The sequence below is a fragment of the Citricoccus zhacaiensis genome, from assembly GCF_014645315.1.
In the GTDB taxonomy this organism is placed as follows: domain Bacteria; phylum Actinomycetota; class Actinomycetes; order Actinomycetales; family Micrococcaceae; genus Citricoccus; species Citricoccus zhacaiensis.
In genome coordinates this window covers 270,648-288,256 of the sequence record NZ_BMLQ01000003.1, presented here as the reverse complement: position 1 = coordinate 288,256, position 17,609 = coordinate 270,648, and the positions used below count along the sequence as shown (strand labels likewise).

General features: G+C 68.7%; 17 protein-coding genes. 4 read left to right on the top strand and 13 right to left on the bottom strand.

The window, feature by feature from the left end; translation table 11 throughout:
* Positions 1–2 precede the first annotated feature (2 nt).
* From IEX49_RS06875 to IEX49_RS06825, 11 genes are all read right to left on the bottom strand, one after another.
* Positions 3–887, bottom strand: a complete 885-nt coding sequence (locus IEX49_RS06875; RefSeq protein ID WP_188805426.1) for an ABC transporter permease — start codon at positions 885–887, stop codon at positions 3–5.
* A complete protein-coding gene (locus IEX49_RS06870) occupies positions 874–1,932 on the bottom strand; it encodes an ABC transporter permease (protein ID WP_229672341.1) in 1,059 nt (352 codons plus the stop codon). The genes IEX49_RS06875 and IEX49_RS06870 overlap by 14 nt, the downstream gene beginning before the upstream one ends.
* On the bottom strand, positions 1,929–3,716 hold the full coding sequence (locus tag IEX49_RS06865) for an ABC transporter substrate-binding protein (protein ID WP_188805425.1): 1,788 nt from the start codon (positions 3,714–3,716) through the stop codon (positions 1,929–1,931). Before IEX49_RS06865 ends, IEX49_RS06870 begins: the two co-directional genes overlap by 4 nt.
* A gap of 147 nt (positions 3,717–3,863) precedes the next feature.
* Entirely contained in the window at positions 3,864–4,859 is a 996-nt protein-coding gene (locus tag IEX49_RS06860; protein WP_188805424.1) for an amidohydrolase family protein, read from the bottom strand.
* Positions 4,860–4,888: 29 nt separating this feature from the next.
* Positions 4,889–6,070 carry a zinc-dependent alcohol dehydrogenase gene (locus IEX49_RS06855; protein ID WP_229672340.1) on the bottom strand — a complete coding sequence of 394 codons (1,182 nt, stop codon included), beginning with the start codon at positions 6,068–6,070 and terminating at the stop codon, positions 4,889–4,891.
* A 13-nt stretch (positions 6,071–6,083) separates the two neighbouring features.
* Positions 6,084–6,947: an SDR family NAD(P)-dependent oxidoreductase gene (locus tag IEX49_RS06850; protein ID WP_229672339.1), complete on the bottom strand. Its 864-nt coding sequence runs from the start codon at positions 6,945–6,947 to the stop codon at positions 6,084–6,086.
* Positions 6,944–8,068 (bottom strand): hypothetical protein, encoded by a 1,125-nt coding sequence (locus IEX49_RS06845; protein WP_188805423.1) that lies wholly within the window; start codon positions 8,066–8,068, stop codon positions 6,944–6,946. The genes IEX49_RS06850 and IEX49_RS06845 overlap by 4 nt, the downstream gene beginning before the upstream one ends.
* The gene (locus IEX49_RS06840; protein WP_188805422.1) at positions 8,065–8,655 is read right to left on the bottom strand and encodes a UGSC family (seleno)protein; all 591 of its coding nucleotides are present in this window, start codon (positions 8,653–8,655) and stop codon (positions 8,065–8,067) included. The genes IEX49_RS06845 and IEX49_RS06840 overlap by 4 nt, the downstream gene beginning before the upstream one ends.
* A gap of 10 nt (positions 8,656–8,665) precedes the next feature.
* Positions 8,666–9,850, bottom strand: coding sequence for an NDMA-dependent alcohol dehydrogenase (locus IEX49_RS06835; RefSeq protein WP_188805421.1), 1,185 nt, complete (start codon positions 9,848–9,850; stop codon positions 8,666–8,668).
* A gap of 20 nt (positions 9,851–9,870) precedes the next feature.
* A complete protein-coding gene (locus IEX49_RS06830) occupies positions 9,871–11,361 on the bottom strand; it encodes an aldehyde dehydrogenase family protein (RefSeq protein ID WP_188805420.1) in 1,491 nt (496 codons plus the stop codon).
* Between the two features lie 28 nt (positions 11,362–11,389).
* Positions 11,390–12,493 (bottom strand): NDMA-dependent alcohol dehydrogenase, encoded by a 1,104-nt coding sequence (locus IEX49_RS06825; protein WP_159548723.1) that lies wholly within the window; start codon positions 12,491–12,493, stop codon positions 11,390–11,392.
* 366 nt (positions 12,494–12,859) lie between these two features.
* On the opposite strand from IEX49_RS06825, the gene IEX49_RS06820 reads away from it, so the two are divergent.
* From IEX49_RS06820 to IEX49_RS06805, 4 genes are read left to right on the top strand one after another with little or no spacing between them, the layout of a single operon-like run.
* Complete coding sequence (locus IEX49_RS06820) at positions 12,860–13,612, top strand: CoA transferase subunit A (RefSeq protein WP_229672375.1); 753 nt, start codon at positions 12,860–12,862, stop codon at positions 13,610–13,612.
* Positions 13,613–13,620: 8 nt separating this feature from the next.
* Positions 13,621–14,286 (top strand): 3-oxoacid CoA-transferase subunit B, encoded by a 666-nt coding sequence (locus IEX49_RS06815; protein ID WP_188805418.1) that lies wholly within the window; start codon positions 13,621–13,623, stop codon positions 14,284–14,286.
* Positions 14,283–15,227, top strand: a complete 945-nt coding sequence (locus tag IEX49_RS06810) for an amidohydrolase family protein (protein WP_188805417.1) — start codon at positions 14,283–14,285, stop codon at positions 15,225–15,227. The genes IEX49_RS06815 and IEX49_RS06810 overlap by 4 nt, the downstream gene beginning before the upstream one ends.
* Positions 15,228–15,268: 41 nt before the next feature.
* Positions 15,269–16,180 (top strand): SDR family NAD(P)-dependent oxidoreductase, encoded by a 912-nt coding sequence (locus IEX49_RS06805; protein WP_188805416.1) that lies wholly within the window; start codon positions 15,269–15,271, stop codon positions 16,178–16,180.
* 10 nt (positions 16,181–16,190) lie between these two features.
* On the opposite strand, the gene IEX49_RS06800 is transcribed toward IEX49_RS06805, so the two are convergent.
* On the bottom strand, positions 16,191–17,030 hold the full coding sequence (locus tag IEX49_RS06800; protein ID WP_188805415.1) for an SDR family oxidoreductase: 840 nt from the start codon (positions 17,028–17,030) through the stop codon (positions 16,191–16,193).
* Positions 17,031–17,046: 16 nt separating this feature from the next.
* Positions 17,047–17,514 carry a MarR family winged helix-turn-helix transcriptional regulator gene (locus IEX49_RS06795; RefSeq protein WP_188805414.1) on the bottom strand — a complete coding sequence of 156 codons (468 nt, stop codon included), beginning with the start codon at positions 17,512–17,514 and terminating at the stop codon, positions 17,047–17,049.
* Positions 17,515–17,609 lie beyond the last annotated feature (95 nt).

The window sequence follows — 17,609 nt, the reverse complement described above, 5'->3', positions numbered from 1 at the left end:
GCTCATCGCCCACTCATCTCGTCGCGGATGTTCTCACCCAACAGGTTGAAGGACAGCACCGTGGCCAGGAGGGCCAGGCTGGGCCACAGCACCAGCAGTGGTGTGGCGGACATTGATTGCTGGCCCTCGAAGATCATGTTCCCCCAGCTCGGTGCGGGCGGTGGGATGCCGAGGCCGAGGAAGCTCAGGGCGCCCTCCGTCACGATCACGATGCCCATGCCGAGCATGGCGAAGTTCAGCATCTGCGGGGTGATGTTCGGCGCCACGTGCCTCAGGAGGATTCGCCAGGCCGGGCTTCCGCTGAGTTCAGCGGCCTGCAGGTACGGCATGGTCATCACCCTCAGCGTGGCCGAGCGGGCCACTCGGGCCACGGCCGGGATGCTGAAGGCGGACAGCGCCAGGATGGTGTTCGGGATACTCGGGCCCAGGGCCTGGGCGATGAAGATGGTGAGGACCAGGGAGGGGAAGGCGATGAACACGTCCAGGACGCGCATGATGAGGTTGTCCACCCGGCCGCCGACATAGCCGGACAAGGCGCCGATGCCCCCGCCGACGGCGAGGCCGATGAGGTTGACGGAGATGGCCACGATCAGCGATGACTGGCCACCGTGCAGCAGCCGGGCCAGGACGTCATTGCCGTTGATGTCCGTGCCCAGCAGGTGGCCGGGGCTGCCCGGCGGCAGGGCGCTCTCCAGGATGCTTCCGCCGACCGGGGCCGGTACGGGAAACACGTACGGGGCCACGAAGCAGGCCAGCAGCAGCAGGCTGACGAAGGCCACCGGCAGGCCGACCACCAGCCGTTGGCGCAGGCGGCCCCAGCGCAGGTCGGAATCGTCGTGGACCTCGGGCAACGCGGCGAGGACCGCGGGGGCTTCAGTGACTGCCATAACGGATCCTTGGGTCGAGGACGGCGTACATCAGGTCGACGACGAGGTTGGCGAGCACGGCCACGGCCGCGAAGATGAACACACACATCTGCACCACGGCCACGTCCTGGGACATGGCGCCCTCCAGCATCATCATGCCCATCCCCGGCATCGCGAAGATCTGTTCGATGATGACCGTGCCACCCACCAGGGTGCCGATGTTCAGGCCCACGATGGTCAGCAGCCCGAAGGAGGAATTGCGGAAGGCATGGAGCCAGAGCACCAACCCGGGGCGGACGCCCTTGGACCGGGCCGTGTCCACGTAGTCGGCGGAGTTCATCTGCTCGACGAGGTCGCCGCGCAGGAAACGGGTATAGAAGGCCGCCAGGGGGACGGCCAGGGCCAGGACCGGCATGGCGACAGATCTCAGGTTGGGCACCAGCCCGTCCTCCAGCGGGACGAATCCGATGGCGGGCAGCATCTGGAGCGTGATCGCGAAGACCAGGACGAGCAGCATGGCCAGCACGAAGTTCGGAACCGCCAACATGGTCATGGCGACCACCATGGTGGCCCGGTCGAACAGCCCGCCGGGCTTGCGTGCGGCCATCAGGGCCACCGGGATCGCAATCCCGAGGGAGACCACGAAGGCGAGGACGACCAGCTCCAGGGTGACCGGAGCGCGATCGGCGATCATGTCCGCCACCGGCTGGCCGCTGACGGAAGACTGGCCGAGGTCCCCGCGGAAGAGACCGAAGAGCCAGCCGAAATATCTCTCCGGCGCGGGCCGGTCCAGGCCCATGCGCTGGCGCACGGCCTCGACCTGCTCCTCGGAGGCATCCATACCGGCCTGGTTGCGCGCCGGGTCTCCCGGCATCATCTCCAGCAGCACGAAGACCAGGACGCTGATGGCCAGCAGCAGTGGAATGGTCATCAGCAGGCGGCGACCGAAGAGCCTCAGCAGAGGCGAGCCGCTGCCGGCGCCCTGGGTGACCCCGCGTCCCTGCCTGCCGGGTGGCTTGGTCCCGTCCGGCCGGGCCGCGTGCGGGTGGACGGCGGTGTCAGTCACTGTTCAACCCACACGCGCTCGTAGATGACCCCGGGATTGACCGCCAGAGCAGGAATCGGGGTGGTGAGTCCGGGGCCGTGAACGCCCTTGCGGACCACCTGGGCCGGGGAGAAGGCGATACCGAAGGGACCATAGGCCTCGTCGGAGATCATCTTCGCGGCCTGCTGGTAGAGCTGTTCACGTTCCTGTTCGTCCACCGTTCCGGCGGCGTCCTGGATGACCTGGTCCAGGTCGGTCTGCAACCCACCGGCCAGGGCCTCGGCCGCGGTGCTGGCCCCCTCCGGCAGCGGAGTGCCGCTGTACGTGGAGGTGGAGCCGAAGCGGACGCCCACACCGATTCCGGCAGCCGGGTCCCATGCGCCCGCAGTCTGGAGCATGGACTCCCACTCCCCGGTGCCGAACTTGGTGATCACGTCACCGAGGGGCTTGGAGTCGATCGTGACGTCGATCCCGGCGTCCTGCCACTGGGTCTGCAGCGCCGTGGTGACCTGACGCGCGGTCACGATGTCCGTGGTCCCCAGCTCCACCGTGAGCCCGCCGATCTCCTCGACCAGCTCCCGGGCCTTCTCCGGGTCATAGGTGCGGTACCCCTCGACCTCCTGCTGGTGGAACAAGCCACCGGAGGCGGTGAACGACTGCGACATGTCACCCTGGCCACCGAAGAGTCCCTCGTTGATGGCCTCGAAATCCGTGGCGTAGTAGATCGCCTCCCGGGCCTTCTTGTCATCGAACGGCGCCTTGCGCGTGTTCAACTGGATCACGTACGGCGAGGTCGGCGCCCCCAGGGTGGTGGTGACCTGGGGATTGGACTGGGCCTGCTCGATCAGGGTCAGAGAGCTCAAGCCCTCGATCGCATCGCCCTGACCGGCCTGCAACGTCTGGTACATGACCTGGTCTCCGGCCACGGACTGGAAGGACAGCTCGTCCAGGTACGGCAGACCGTCCTTGAAGTAGTCCTCGTTCTTATCCAGGTCCAGACGCTCGCTGATGCGGTTGGCCTCCACCGTGAACGGACCCGCCGCCACGGGGGCCTGACTGAACTCCTGGGCGCCCATCTCCTGATACGCCGTCGGCGAGGCGATGAGATTCAGGTTGTTGTAGGGCATGGCGTTCACGAGGGCGCCGTTCGCGGTGGCGAGCTCGATCTCCAACGTCACGTCATCCACGGCACGGATGGCTCCCAGCCGCTGCTCGATCAGCTCCTGGTCCACGTCCTCGGGCAGGGCCGCGTAGAGATCGTCCAGGAACTGCTGGTCGAGTTCCGGCACCGGCTGGTCCTGGGCCAGGTCCAGTTGCGGGGCTCCTGTGCTCCCCGAGCTGAGGTTGCGGATCCAGTTCCACAGGACGGCCTCAGCATCCATGGGCGTCCCGTCCGAGAAGGTGATGCCCTCCCGGAGCTTCACCGTCAGGGTCAGCCCATCCTCCGAGAACTCGTAACTCTCGGCCTGGTGGGGCACGATCTCCGCGTTCTCACCGTTCTCATCCGCCTCGAGGGTGAACAGTCCGCCGAAGATCGCCGAGTTCAGCGACTGGTTCGCGCCCACCGAGTTGGAGGTGGCCGGGTCCAGCCCGGTGTCCCAGCCGCCGGAGTACCCGGCGTCCAGGAGCACGGTCAGGTCACCGCCGGACTGGGGTTCACCCGCTGCGGCTTCCCCGTTGCCCGAGGCGTTGGTGCCGGCGTCCCCGGCCCCGCATCCGGCGAGGACGAGGCCTAGGCTCGCCGCCAGGGCGACGGTTCCCAGGACCCCGCGGCGCGGGCCCTTCTGGCGTGGTCTACAGCTCATGACGACTCCCCACAGTGGTGGACGACAGGACCGGGATGTGACTTACAGCACATCTCGCTTACGAGAAGTCTGGCCCAGTCAGAGAGTCGCTCACAGGTGAATTCCATCGGGTGAAAGCCAGTCGGAAGCCGTCAGGGCAGGTGCCGGTCAGTCCTCTCCCAGCCAGCGCAGGGCGTTGCGTGAGCTGATGTCCTCCCACTGCTCCGCGGGCAGATCCATGTCACGCAGGGTCTTGGCCACCGGGTCCTCGCGGAGCATCGCGGGGAAGTCCGATCCCACCAGCAGCCGGTCGGCTCCGAGCAGGTCGATGAGATAGCGCAGCGTCCGGTGGTCGAAGACCATCGAGTCGTAGTAGAACCGCCGCGCGATCTCCAGAGGCGAGGGGCCGTCGTCGTGCATCACGGCCCGGTCCAGGTCCACCGGACCCTCGTTCCAGGCGCCGCCCCAGAAGTAATTGGCCCGCGGCAGCATCATGGCGAAGCCGCCGGCGGCATGACTGAAGGAGATGCGCAGGTCCGGGCAGGCGGCGGCCGTCCCGCCCAACACCATGGAACCGGCCGCGAACATGCCCTCCACCCCCACGACATAGGTCCCCATGGCGGACGTCGGCAGCCGGTTCATGGGTGAGGGCATGGCGTGGACGAACACGGACAGGCCGAGCCGTTCGGCCTCCTGGAAGAAGCCCAGGAACCTCTCGTGCCCGATCGAGTCCCCCAGGATGTTCGAGGCGATCTCGACGCCGGCCAGGCCCGCCTCCTTGATCGCGGCCAGTTCGCCGGTGGCGGCGTCCGGGTCCTGCAACGGCACCATGCCGAGACCGGTCAGCCGGTCCGGGTCATGGCCGCACAGTTCCGCGGTGAAGTGATTGACGTGCTGGGCCAGGGCCAGGCCGTCAGCAGGAGGGAGGTCGTACTTCAGCAGCGGCGGCATGGGGCTGACCACCTCCCGGTCCACGCCCGAGGCGTCCTGCGCCTCGAGGCGCCGTTCGGCGGCGAAGAACACGTCCTTGGCCCGGAACCGCATCTCGCCGAAGACGAGGGTGCGGTCCGTGGAGCCCGCCACGGACTCCATGGAGGGGAAGCAGGAGGGGGCGTCCTCGGGATAGCCGTCTGGCAGCACATGGGCGTGGGCGTCAATGATCATGGGGTGTCCTTGTCCTGTTCGGGGATGACTCAGTGGCTCGCGGTCAGGAGGTGCGGCGCCACCACTGGATCAAGGGTTCGGCCGAGATGGGGTTGGACCGTGACGTGGATGGCGGTCTTGTCCTCACGGTCTCCGGCGAGGGTCTCGATGGCCTCGGCCACCTGTTCCAGGCCGAAGGTGTGGGTGTGCAGCCGCTCCAGCGGGAAGCGTCCGGATTCCAGCAGGGCGATGGCCTTCTCATTGGCAGCCGAGTCCACGCCGTAGGCGCCCCGGACGGTGAGTCCCCGGTTGATCAGCAGATCCGTGCTGAGCGGGATCTCGCGCCCGCCCTTCAGACCGGCCAGCACCACGCGGCCGCCGTGGCGGACCACCTTCAGGGCGTCCGTGACCGGTCCGGCCGCCATGGGCGTCAGATCCAGTGAGACATCCGCCATCCGGCCCCCGGTGATCTCGGTGACGGCCTCGACGATGTCCCGTCCGGCCGGCCCATCCACCACCACGGTGTGGTCCGCACCCAGCTCCTCGGCGACCGCCAGCTTGTGCCGGTCGGACTCCAGCCCGGTGATGATGACCGTGCGGGCGCCGGCGGCCTTGGCCGCCATCACGGCGGCCAGCCCCCGCTGGCCGGCTCCGAGGACCACCAGGGTGTCACCCAGACCCACCTCGCCCAGGTCCACCGCCCACCGGACCCCGGCTCCCAGGGGGTTGTACATGGCGGCGATGTCGATCGGCAGGGATGGGTCGATCTTGTGCATCACCGCGTTGGGCGCGAGGTACAGGTACTCCGCGAAACCGCCGTAGAGGGACGGCTCCACGTCCACCGGGGTGACGCCATGGCCGTTCTGCTTGTGGCGGCAGGCCTGGTAACGGCCCACGAGACAGTCGGCACAGGACCGGCAGGGCACGATCACCTCGAGGGCCACGCGGTCACCCACCTGGACGCCCCACCGCTCGGCGGCATGTTCGCCGAGCTCCTCGATGATGCCCAGCGGCTCGTGCCCGGGGATGAAGGGCGGCCGGGACCTGCCTTGGAGGTGGCCGCGGAAGATCTCCACGTCCGAACCGCAGATGCCATTGGCCTCGACCCTCAGCAGGCCGTCGTCCGGGCCGATCACCGGCCGGGGGAACTCCCGGATCTCGAGGGCGCTGGGACCGGTCTGGACCACGGCCCTCACGGTGTCCGGCAGGTGGTCATGCAAACGCTGTGTCATCGTCAGTCTCTCCTTAGCGGGCCACGGTGGCCACGGGTGGGGTGGCGGGACCGCTGCGCCCGAAGGGACCGCCGTCCACCGCCAGGATCTGGCCAGTGATCCACCGGGCTTCGTCACTGAGCAGGAAGGCGGCGGCATGGGCGATGTCCCAGGCGCTGCCCTCCTTCTTCAGGGTGGTGCTCTCCCGGCGTGCCTCACGGAAGCGCTCGTCCATATTGGCGGCGGCGAAGGAGCCCCAGATGGCACCCACCTCGATGCAGTTGACGCGGATGCCCTGCGGTCCGAGGGTTGAGGCCGCTCCCACGCTGAAGTTCTCCAGCCCGGCCTTGGCCACGCAGTACGGCATCCCGGGCCCGCGAGCGCTCACGCCCACGGATGAGATGTTGAGGATGGCGCTGCCCGGGGGCAGATGGGGCACCGCGTGGCGGGTGACGGACCAGGCGGAGGTGAAGTTGATGTTCATCAGTTCGTCGAGCCGTTCGGGTGTGACCTCGAAGATCCCCGCCCGGTCCCCGCTCGCCACGTTGTTCACGAGGGTGTCCAATCCGCCGAGGAGTCCGGCGGCCTCGGTCACGGCCTGCTCGCACGCGGCGTCGGTGGTCACGTCCGCGGTCAGGGCGTGAGCCGTGCCGCCCTCGGCCGTGATCCGGTCGACGGTGCGCTGGGCCGCCTCGTCGCTGCGGTCCAGCACCACCACAGAGGCGCCGCGGGCCGCCAGGAGCCGGGCGATGCCGTATCCGACGCCGGGCAGGTCCCCGTTCTGCCCAGCCCCCGTGATGAGGGCTCGGCGCCCGGCCATCCGGGCGGTCCCCTGGGCGGCCAGCGGATCCTCCAGCGGCGTGCCGGCCAGGCGTTCCTCCACGTCAGTGCTGGTCATCGATCATCCTTCTGTGGTGACGTGCCGGTGGTGATGGCCACTGGTTTTCCGGACCAGTCGGCGAAGTAGCGCACCACCATGGAGATCCCGGCGTTGCGGGACCCTGCCACGGCCACGATCATGGAGGCCGGGTCGGCGATGGTGCGCTGGAACTGTTCCGGGTCTGTGGTGTCCCTGTTGTCCCCGGTGGCCCCCGGGAACCGGACTCCGTTCTCGTTGGCCCGGTCCTTGCCCACGGCGGCGAGCTGTCCCGTGGTGCGTCCGGCGTGCTCGCCGAGCCAGGCCGCCACGTCGGCACGGGAGAACCCGGCCTTGGCGAGCTGGTTGGCGTGTTCGGGGCACAGCACCACTCCGGCGCCGGCATTCCGGAAGATCCACGGGCCGGAACGGCCGATGGTGTCGGCGAAGTCTGCGAGCAACTGCTCCGGATCGGACGTATGCCGGTTGTCCACGAACTCGCTGGTGCGCAACAACGTGGATGTCACGGCGTTGCCGCTGACCCCGAGGTCTTCCGCGAGGGGGGCCCAGGGGCTTTCCTCCTCATTCTCCGCGAGACAGATGGACCACCGTCCGGGCACGCCCTGCGTGGCCTGTTCGAGCTCGTGCGGGCGGATCCCATATGCGTTGCGGACGGTGAGGCCGATGGCCCTGGCCACGGTGGCATTGGCCCGGAAGCCGGGCCCGAACACCCCTCCGGTGCTGTTGAATCCGAGTTCCTGGCGCAGTGGTCCGTTGACGATGATCAATGGGGCCGGTCCACTCGTGGACTGCCAGCCGCCGCCACCGGTGGTCCGCTCCTGGGCGAGCGCCTGCCAGGCGGCCAGGACCACCGGGAAGTACTCCGGCCGGCATCCGGCCATGGCCGCGTTGATGGCCAGCAGTTCGACCGTCACGGTGCGGTCGACCTGCTTCAGGTGGCTGAGCACTTCGCCGGCAGGGCGGCCAGCAGCCGCGAGGAACCGGTCCACGAGGTCCTGGGTGGCCGGCACCACGGGCAGCCCGTCCGTCCATCCCTGCTCGTAGGCGTGCTCGATGGCGCTCTGGGCGGCAGCAGGGTCCAGGGACTGACCGTGCTGCTCGTGTTGCTCGTGTTGCTCGTGTTGCACGGGCGCCGCGGTCATGCTCGCCCCTCCTGGTCCGAGACCGTCAGGGTGGACAGGATCTCCGGCAGCAGCAGGCGAGCGCGTTCACGCACCTGTTCCTCGGTCAGCACGGCCATCGGGTGCTCGGTCCGGATCCATTCATAGTCCGGCGCCCCCTGCACCCCGGCCATGGTGCGGCCCGTGATGTCGAAGGCATCGGTGAGGACCACGGCGGCCGGCAGGCCGGCCCGCTCGAAGTTGATCCCGTCCGCCACGGCGGCGGCACTGCAGGAACCGCAGTCGCCGACTCCGGTGACTACCACGTCGCACGACTCCCGGTACCGGGAGACGATCTCCTCGTCCACGGGGATGGAGAAGTTCTTCTTGGTCTCCACGATGCCGACGGACGCGGCACCGTGCTCCTCCACGAGGAGCTCCCCCACCACGGTCAGGAACAGCAGGGCGTTGTGCTTCGTGTTGTCCAGCAGCCCGATCCGGGCTCCGGCCAACGACGCCGGCCGGGGCGCCAGCTCAGGAGTCGGGCGGCCCTGCGGGTCGGCTGGACCTGCGGCGGACCCCGCGTGCTGGGCCCCTCTTCCAGTGGGGTCGAGGATAGTCTGGGTCATGGACGCGCTCCTACTGCTCGTGGACGATGATGCCGCGGATGTTGCGGCCGGCCAGCAGATCCTCGTAGGCCGTGTTCACTTCGTCGAGGGTGTACTTCCGCGTGATGAGTTCCTCGAGCTTGAGGTCTCCGGTCCGGTAGAGGCCCAGCAGCTTCGGGATGTCATACAACGGATTGCAGTCACCGAACAGGGCCCCGCGGATCTGCCGCTGGTAGCTGATGAGCAGTCCGGCATGAATGGTCACGGCCTGCTCGTTCAGGTGGCCGACCGAGGTGATGGTGAGCTTGCCGCCCTTGCCGGTCATCGCGATGCCGGCATTGGCCATCTCCTGGGTGACGGCGTCCGCGGTGATGATGACCTTGTCGGCCAGCTGCCCCCAGGTGGTCTCCACCACGAAGTCATGGGCCTCCCGAGCCGTGGCGAACGCATGGGTGGCCCCGAACAGCTCGAGCGCGGACTCCCGCTTGAAGGCCACGGGATCCACGACGATCACGTTCTTGGCCCCGGCGTAGCGGGCCCCCTGGACCGCATTGGAGCCCACACCGCCGGCTCCGAAGATCACCACGGTGTCCCCCGCGCGGACCTCGGCCGCATAGACGGCGGATCCCCACCCGGTGGGGACGCCGCAGCCCACCAGCGCACCGAGCTCGAACGGGATGCCATCCGGCAGCGGGACGGCGGCGTACTCGGAGAGCACCGTGTACTGGGAGAACGTGCCCAGGGTGCAGAACCCGCCGACGTCCTCTCCGTCACCGTCGTGGAACCGGAAGGTGTCGTCCAGGAACATGCCCGTCCCGGCGTTGAGCCCCTTGACGCACATGTTCTGGTGCCCGGTCGAGCACGGGCGGCAGTAGCCGCAGGCCGGGATGTAGGCGCAGACCACCCGGTCGCCCGGCTTCACCCGGGTGACGCTCGGGCCGACCGACTCCACGATGCCGGCCCCCTCGTGCCCGCCCACGATCGGGAAGCGGACCGGGGCGTCCCCGGCGGTGATGTGGTGGTCCGAATGGCACAGGCCGGAGGCATGGAGCTTGACCCGGACCTCATGCTCCTTCGGCGGGTCCAGCCGCAGGTCGGTGACCTGCCAGCCGTCGTGGGGGCCCCGGGCGACGGCCGCCCGGGTGGTGAGGGTGTCCCCGCTGACCCGCACGCTGGTGGGCTGGTCGCTGGCCGCCGTGGGTGTGGTGATAGCCATGATGTCGGTCTGCCTTTCGTTCAGTGGGCCGCGGGCGTGGCGCCACGCATCGAGACGGTCTTGATCTGCGTCCAGTTGAGGACGGCGTCGGCGCCCATGGTCCGGCCGAAGCCGCTGCTCTTGTAGCCGCCGAAGGGGCCGCCGATGACGCCGGCGCCCAGGGCGTTGTTGACGCCCACCTGGCCGGCCTGCAGGGCCCGGGACATCCGGACGGCGGTGCCCACGTCCTGGGTCCACACGGAGGCGACCAGCCCGTAGTCCACGCCGTTGGCCACCTCGATGGCCTCCTGCTCGCTGTCAACTGGAATGACGGAGAGCACCGGGCCGAAGATCTCCTCCTGGGCGATCGTCATGTCCGGGCTGACGTTGTCGAAGAGGGTGGGGTTGACGAAGAACCCGTCACCGTATTCACTGCCGGAGGGCGCGTCACCACCCACAACCACGTCAGCGCCGCCCGCCTTGCCGGCCTCGATGTACCCCATGACCCGCTCGTGCTGGCGGCCGTTGATCAACGGGCCCATGTTCACCTGCTGGTGCCAGGGACCCACGGTGACCTTCTGCATGGCCTCGGCCAACCGCTCGACCACTTCCTGGTGGACGTTGCGATGCACCACCACGCGGGAGCCCGCGGCGCAGATCTGCCCGGTGTTGAGAGTGATGCCGGTGGCGATCGCGGGTGCGGCCACGGCGAGGTCAGCATCCGGGAAGATCACCTGGGGTGATTTCCCGCCCAGTTCCAGGTGGAGGGGGATGAGGTTCCGGGCACAGGACTCCATCACGAGAGAGCCGGTGGCCGGTGAGCCGGTGAATCCCACGCGCCGGATGCCGGGATGCCTCGGGATGGCGGCGCCGGCCTCGGATCCGAGACCGGTGACCACGTTGATCACGCCGGCCGGGATCCCGGCGTCCATGGCGAGCCGGGCCAACGCCAGGGGTGCCAGGGGTGCATCCTCGGCAGGCTTGATGACGATGGTGTTGCCCGCGGCGATCGCCGCGGCGACCTCGTTGGTGAACATCGGGCCGGGCGCGTTCCACGGGATGATGGCCCCGACCACGCCGTAGGGCTCGCGCAAGGTGAAGCCGAGGACGTCCGGCGAATAGGTCGGCAGCGAGACGCCCTGGACCTTGTCCGCCTGGCCCGCGATGAAGCGGATCATCCCCGCCAGGGGCGAGGGTCCCCAGTGGGGGCGGCCGACGTCGCGGGATTCCAGCTGGTCCAGGGTCTGGGCGTTCTCCTCCACGAGGGATGCCCAGCGCAGCAGCAGCCCGGCACGGGCCGTGGCATTCGTGTCACGCCAGCCCGGGAGGGCGCGCTCGGCGGCCTGGACGGCGGCGTCCACATCTTCAGCGTTGCTCCGGGGCACCCGGCCCAGGAGGTTGCGATCGGCCGGATTGATGACGTCGATGGTCTCGCCGGAGGCGGCGGGGACCCATTCCCCGCCGATCAGCTGGACATTGTCTGCCAGCAGCGGGGTGTCGAGGGTGGCCTGGGGATCGATGACTGCGGTCATGGTGTTCTCTTCCGTCTCGGGCGCTGGCTCAGTGGTCGATGGTGATGATGCCGCGGATGTTCTTGCCGTCGAGCATGTCCTGGTAGCCCTCGTTCACCTGGGCCATGGAGTAGCGGTTGGTGATCAGCTCGTCGAGCTTGAGCTTGCCGTTCTGGTACATGCTGACCAGGCGGGGCACGTCATGCAGAGGGTTGCAGCCACCGAAGATGGCACCCTGGATCCGGCGCTGGAAGCCGATCAGGGCACCCGGGTGCTCCTTGATGGACCCGTTGCCGACGGCGGTGATGGTCACCTGGCCGGATTTGCCGACGATGTTGATGGCGTCATGGATGACCTGGTCATGCAGGCTGCCGACCGTGATGATGGCGTGGTCGGCCAATTCACCCCAGGTGGCCTCGATGACGAAGTCCGTGGCCTCCTGGGCCGTGGCGAACACCTGGGTGGCCCCGAACTCCAGGGCCTTGTCCCGCTTGAACTCCACTGGGTCCACCACCACCACGCGATTGGCGCCGGACATGGCCGCGCCCTGGACGGCGTTCATGCCGACCCCGCCGGCTCCGAAGATGACCGCGGTCTGCCCCACCTGGACGCCGGCGGCGTGGACGGCCGAACCCCATCCTGTGGGGACACCGCAGCCCACCAGGCAGGCGACGTCGAAGGGGAGGTCCTTCGGGATCGGGATCACGGAGTACTCGGAGACCACCGTGTGCTGGGAGAAGGTCCCCAGCACACAGAGACCGCCGAAGTCCACGCCGTCCTGGTGGAAGCGGAAGGTGCCGTCCGGGAATTCGCCGGTGGCGGCGTTCTTCCCGGAATCACACAGGTTCTGGTGACCGGTGGAGCAATAGCGGCAGGATCCACAGGCCGGGATGAAGGAGCACACCACGTGGTCTCCCACCTGCACGCGGGTCACGCCCTCGCCCACCGCATCGATGATGCCGGCACCTTCATGCCCGCCCACCACGGGCATGCGCATGGCCGCATCCCCCTTCTGGATGTGGTCGTCCGAATGGCACATTCCCGCGGCCATCATCTTGATGCGGACCTCGTTGGCCTTCGGCTCATCAAGGTCGAGTTCGGTGACTTCCCAGGGCGTTCCGGGTTCGCGGCATACGACCGCACGAGTCTTCATGCTCAGGGGGACCCTTTCTGGCAGGTGGCGCAACGGACGAGGCGCCGGCGGTGAGGTGGGCGCATCACCGGATGCAGATGCCGGTGATGCAGCTGCCTCCACGGTGCTCCGTCCGCCGGCACGCTGCCACGGGCTTTCCGCCGCATGGAAGGATTCACCGTGATCAGGGTCACAATCGCCTTCAGAGGGTGCCAGCGGGGCCCCGCCAGGGCTCCGTCTTCTACCGCGTGGAAACCGGGATGACCCCAGGGGCCAGTGGGGATTGACTACTGCATGACCGGACCATCACCGGTCGATGCCACCACCCGCCGGCCCCAGACCCGGCCGCCCCTCTCGAGAACCAGAAGAGAAGTAGGACGCACCGTGATGAACAAGTTCCGCACCGATCTCCACGAGCACCTGGATGCCGTCTGGGACGGTGCCTCGATCGCCGTCGGCGGCTTCGGCAGTTCCGGGCGCCCGGATGCCCTGCTCAATGCCCTGTCCGACCTCGGCAAGAAGGACCTGCACCTCTACGTCAACAACGTGGGTGACGATTTCACGGGCATCGGCCGGCTCGTCATGGAGGGCCGGGTCCGCCGACTGACCGGGTCCTTCCCCGTGCTGCCCGAGTTCTACGACGAGTACTTCGCGGGCCGCGTGGAGCTGGAGCTGATCCCGCAGGGCACCCTGGCGGAACGCATGCGGGCCGGTGGTGCCGGGATCGCCGCGTTCTTCACGCCCTCCGGCGCGGAGACCATGCTCTCGGACGGGACCTTCCCGGCCTCCTATTCCGGGGGAACTCCGGGCGAGCTGTTGCCGGCGAAGGAGGAACGGGTGTTCGACGGGCGGGCCCACGTCCTCGAGTACGGCATCAAGGCGGACTTCGGCCTCGTCAAGGCGCAGCAGGCCGATCCCAAGGGCAACCTCCGCTTCCACCTCTCCGCCCGGAACTTCAATCCGCTGGCAGCCATGTCCGGGCGGACGACCTTCGTGGAGGTCGAACGACTGGTGGACACCGGGTCGCTGGACCCGGATGACATCCACCTCCCCGGGGTCTTCGTGGACCACGTGGTGATGACTGCAGCACCCATCCCGGCCGACCTGCCCCGGCGGGCCGCCTCGCTCCAGAAGGGCTGACCATGTCCATGACCAACACCGAATCGCCCCGGATCACCGGGCGCACGCGGGACGAGATCGCCCAGCGCCTGGCCGCGGACCTGGTGGACGGCTACACCGTCAACCTCGGGGTGGGCATCCCGCTGGCGGTGCCCCAGCACATCCCCGCGGATCGGGAGGTCTTCCTCCAGTCCGAGAACGGGATCCTGGGCCTCGGCCCCGCGCCCGAGCCCGGCGCCGAGGATCCGGACCTGACCAACGCGGGGAAGCAGCCGACCAGCATGATCCCCGGCGGGGCCATCGTGGACTCGGCCACCTCCTTCGCGATCATCCGCGGCGGCCACCTGGACGTGACGATCCTGGGAGCACTGCAGGTGTCCGAGGCCGGTGACCTGGCCAATTGGTATGTCCCGGGCCGCAATCCTGCCGTGGGTGGTGCCATGGACCTCGTGGCCGGGACCCCGCAGGTGTGGGTCTGCATGGAGCACGTGGACCGCCACGGCCAGCCCAAGCTGGTCCGCGAGTGCACGTTCCCGCTGACCGGCCGGGGGGTCGTCACCCGGGTCTATACGGACCTGGCGGTCTTCCACGTGATCGACGGGGTGCTGACGCTCGTCGAGTGCGCCGCCGGGATCACCCCGGAGGACGTCCGGTTGCGGACCGCGGCCGACTACATCGAGGCGGTCCCGGCATGAGCGCCGGGTCCCCGCAGGACGCCGGTGCGCCGTCCCTGCAGCAGTGGCAGGACCTGGCCGCGATCGACGTCCATGTCCACGTCCACCGTTCGGTGAAGGACGACGCCGGCCCGGTCGAGTCCGGCGAACAGATGGGCGAGTACTTCGGGATCGGCACGATGCACGGGTACGCGGTCCCCGAGCTCGCCGCCTACTACCGCGAGCGCCGGATGGCCGCCGTCGTCTTCACGGTGGACTCGATCTCCGCCACCGGTGACGAACCGGTGCCGGGGAACCGCGAGATCGCCGAGCTGGCCGCCGAGCATGCGGACGTGCTGTTGCCGTTCGCCAGCATCGATCCGGCCCGGGGCGCAGCCGGCGTGAGGGAGGCACGGATCCTCGCCCGCGACTATGGCGTGCGCGGCTTCAAGTTCCATCCCGGTGTCCAGAGGTTCTTCCCCGACGACCGGACGGCCTACCCGCTGTACGAGGTGATCGAGGAGTTCGGCCTGATCTCGCTGTTCCACACGGGCCAGACCGGGGTGGGCGCCGGATCCCGCGGCGGGGGCGGAGTGAGGCTGAAGTATTCCCACCCGCTGGCCATCGACGATGTGGCGGCCGACTTCCCGGACATGGACATCATCATGGCCCACCCCTCCTTCCCCTGGCAGGACGAGGCCCTGTCCATCGCCCTCCACAAACCTCGGGTCTACATCGACCTCTCCGGCTGGTCCCCCAAGTACTTCCCGCCGCAACTGGTGCAGTATGCGGACACCCTGCTCAAGCACAAGGTGCTCTTCGGCTCGGACTTCCCGGTCATCACCCCGGAGCGGTGGATGGAGGCCTTCGACCAGCTGCCCCTGCGGGACTCCGTGCGGCCGCTGATCCTGCGGGAGAATGCCGCCCGACTGCTCCAACTGCCCGGCACCGTCACCGAGCCCGGCTCCCCGTCCACCCCCTGAACTGCCAGCCGGCACCTCCGGTGCCATCGAGAGGATCTCCCATGCAAGAACTCACCGGTCGCGTTGCCGTCATCACCGGCGGCAGCAGCGGGATCGGCCGTGGCATCGCCCTGGCCTGCGCCCGTGCGGGCATGACCGTCTACGTCACCGGACGCAGCACGGACCATCTGGCCGAGACCCAGGCGGAGTTCTCCGCTCGGGGTCTTGAGGTCGCCACCCTTCAGGTGGACGTGACGGACCTGGCCGCCATGCAGCAGGCGGCTCAGCGCATCGAGGCCGAACAGGGACGCGTGGACCTGCTGGTCAACAATGCCGGAATCGGCCTGACCGGAGCTGTCTCGGATGCCACTCCCGCCGACTGGGATTGGTTGATCGACGTGAACATCAAGGGCGTGGCCCACGGCATCCAGGCGTTCCTGCCGGCCATCCGCCGGCATGGTCACGGCGGGCACATCGTGAACACCTCATCCATGGCAGGGCTGATGCCGGTGGTGGCCGGTCTCTACTCGATGTCCAAGGCCGCGATCATCGCCCTATCAGAGGCCCTGCACATCGAATTGCTGACCGAGGGAGTCGGCGTCTCGGCCTACTGCCCGGGACCCACTCATTCGAACATCGCCTCCTCCGTGGCCAAACGGCCTGCCGAGTACGGCGCCTCGGGATATTCCGCCCCCGGCCCGGAGGCCACCGCGTTCCAGCTGACACAGCCGTACATGAGTGCGGAGGAGGCCGGCGAGAGGGTCCTTGAGGGGGTCCGCCGCGGTGACATGTTCATCCTCACCCACCCCGAGTTCAAGGCCGGGGTCGTGGAACGCCACCGGGCGATCGAGGAGTCCTTCCCGGACGAGCCGTTGAACGAGGAGCGCAAGGCCGCCATCCCGTTCCTGCTGTCCTCACCCGTCTATGACCAGGAGCGCCGGAAACCGGCACCGGAGCACGCGCCGGCCCGGTAGGCCCGAGGTGTCAGCCCCGCAGACGCGCCCCGATCTCCTGGAATTTCCGGGCCATGGCCTCGTCGTTCCAGGACCACACGTCGTCGCCGCGCAGCACGGTGTCGACGCCGCCGTCACAGTAGATGGTCTGGCCCGCGCAGTGGGTGTTCTCCACGGAGGTCAGCCAGATCAACAGGTGCGCGATGCTCTCCGCACCCTGATGGGAGTTCAGTGGCATCGGCACGTAGGCGTCGGTCATGGCACGGCCCTGCTCGCTGGCCAGCAGATCCTTGGTCATCGGTGTGACCACGGTGCCGGGCGCGACCGCGTTCAGCGAGATGCCGGCACCGCCCCACGCCGCGGTGGGGGCCTCTCGGCGCACCCAGCGGGAGATGGCGCGCTTCGAAGACGAGTAGATGGGGTTCGACTCGGGCGATGCCTCCGCGAGCGAGCCCGCGAGCGACAGGGCCTGCTCCTCGTCACCGGCGAGCATGGCATCGACCAGTGCGGTGGAGACGGGCTGCAGCGATGCCATGGAGGAGACCAGAGCGGCGCGCGGCGCCTCGGACCGACCGAGAGCGGGCAGCAGCGCCTCGAGGAACTCGGCCATGCCGAAGAAGTTCACCGCGACCGTCACGGGCTTCATCACGGAGAGACCGGCGCACGCGATGACGGCGTCGACGGTTCCCCCGGCGAGCTGTGCGGCCTCCCCGGCCGCAGCGCGGCGGCCCTCGTGGCTCGAGAGATCGCCGGCAACGTCGACGCCTTTCAGGTCGACGCCGATGACGGTCTCCCCGCGCTCACGAAGGATCTCGGCGGTGACTTTGCCGATGCCGGAGGCGGCGCCGGTGATGACGTAGGTGCGGGACATGGTGGTGGCCTTTCGATCAAGGGGTGGGTCGGTCGGTGGTGGATCCACCGGTGAAGCGGGTGAGCAGGGTGGCCAGGGCCCGCAGGTCGGCCGTGTCCCAGCCGGCGGTCGAGGTGGCGAGCATGTCGACGCCGGCGTCGAAGAGCGTCTCGAAGGTCCGGTGGCCCTCCTCGGTCAGCTCCAGCTGCACGGAGCGGCCGTCCGACTCGTCGGGGTGACGGTCCACCAGGCCCGCCTCGACGAGGCGCGCGATGAGCTTTGAGGTGGAGGGACGGGTGAGGTGCAACTCGTCGGCCAGGGCGCTGGGGCGGGAGGTGCCGCCGGCGGTACCGAGGCCGTAGAGGGCGCGCACCGCGACCGGGTCCAGGGCGACACCAGAGTCGGCCGTGATCTGCCGTTGCAGCTCGAGCGAGGACCATTGCGACATGAGCCTGGTCAGCGCGCGGAGGGTGCTGCGATGCAGGTCCAGGTCCTCGGTGTCCATGGTCCGCACCCTACGCCCATGTAGTTGCCTGAAGCAACTACATGGGACAGGTCGTGGTGCACGGCCGCGGGAGCCGCATCGTCGACCATCCGGAG

What these genes read in the sequence shown, in the direction of transcription:
- IEX49_RS06875 (WP_188805426.1), bottom strand. Translation starts at nt 887, where the DNA reads ATGGCAGTCACTGAAGCCCCCGCGGTCCTCGCCGCGTTGCCCGAGGTC.
- IEX49_RS06865 (WP_188805425.1), bottom strand. Translation starts at nt 3,716, where the DNA reads ATGAGCTGTAGACCACGCCAGAAGGGCCCGCGCCGCGGGGTCCTGGGA.
- IEX49_RS06860 (WP_188805424.1), bottom strand. Translation starts at nt 4,859, where the DNA reads ATGATCATTGACGCCCACGCCCATGTGCTGCCAGACGGCTATCCCGAG.
- IEX49_RS06855 (WP_229672340.1), bottom strand. Translation starts at nt 6,070, where the DNA reads ATGACACAGCGTTTGCATGACCACCTGCCGGACACCGTGAGGGCCGTG.
- IEX49_RS06850 (WP_229672339.1), bottom strand. Translation starts at nt 6,947, where the DNA reads ATGACCAGCACTGACGTGGAGGAACGCCTGGCCGGCACGCCGCTGGAG.
- IEX49_RS06845 (WP_188805423.1), bottom strand. Translation starts at nt 8,068, where the DNA reads ATGACCGCGGCGCCCGTGCAACACGAGCAACACGAGCAACACGAGCAG.
- IEX49_RS06840 (WP_188805422.1), bottom strand. Translation starts at nt 8,655, where the DNA reads ATGACCCAGACTATCCTCGACCCCACTGGAAGAGGGGCCCAGCACGCG.
- IEX49_RS06835 (WP_188805421.1), bottom strand. Translation starts at nt 9,850, where the DNA reads ATGGCTATCACCACACCCACGGCGGCCAGCGACCAGCCCACCAGCGTG.
- IEX49_RS06830 (WP_188805420.1), bottom strand. Translation starts at nt 11,361, where the DNA reads ATGACCGCAGTCATCGATCCCCAGGCCACCCTCGACACCCCGCTGCTG.
- IEX49_RS06825 (WP_159548723.1), bottom strand. Translation starts at nt 12,493, where the DNA reads ATGAAGACTCGTGCGGTCGTATGCCGCGAACCCGGAACGCCCTGGGAA.
- IEX49_RS06820 (WP_229672375.1), top strand. Translation starts at nt 12,860, where the DNA reads ATGAACAAGTTCCGCACCGATCTCCACGAGCACCTGGATGCCGTCTGG.
- IEX49_RS06815 (WP_188805418.1), top strand. Translation starts at nt 13,621, where the DNA reads ATGACCAACACCGAATCGCCCCGGATCACCGGGCGCACGCGGGACGAG.
- IEX49_RS06810 (WP_188805417.1), top strand. Translation starts at nt 14,283, where the DNA reads ATGAGCGCCGGGTCCCCGCAGGACGCCGGTGCGCCGTCCCTGCAGCAG.
- IEX49_RS06805 (WP_188805416.1), top strand. Translation starts at nt 15,269, where the DNA reads ATGCAAGAACTCACCGGTCGCGTTGCCGTCATCACCGGCGGCAGCAGC.
- IEX49_RS06800 (WP_188805415.1), bottom strand. Translation starts at nt 17,030, where the DNA reads ATGTCCCGCACCTACGTCATCACCGGCGCCGCCTCCGGCATCGGCAAA.
- IEX49_RS06795 (WP_188805414.1), bottom strand. Translation starts at nt 17,514, where the DNA reads ATGGACACCGAGGACCTGGACCTGCATCGCAGCACCCTCCGCGCGCTG.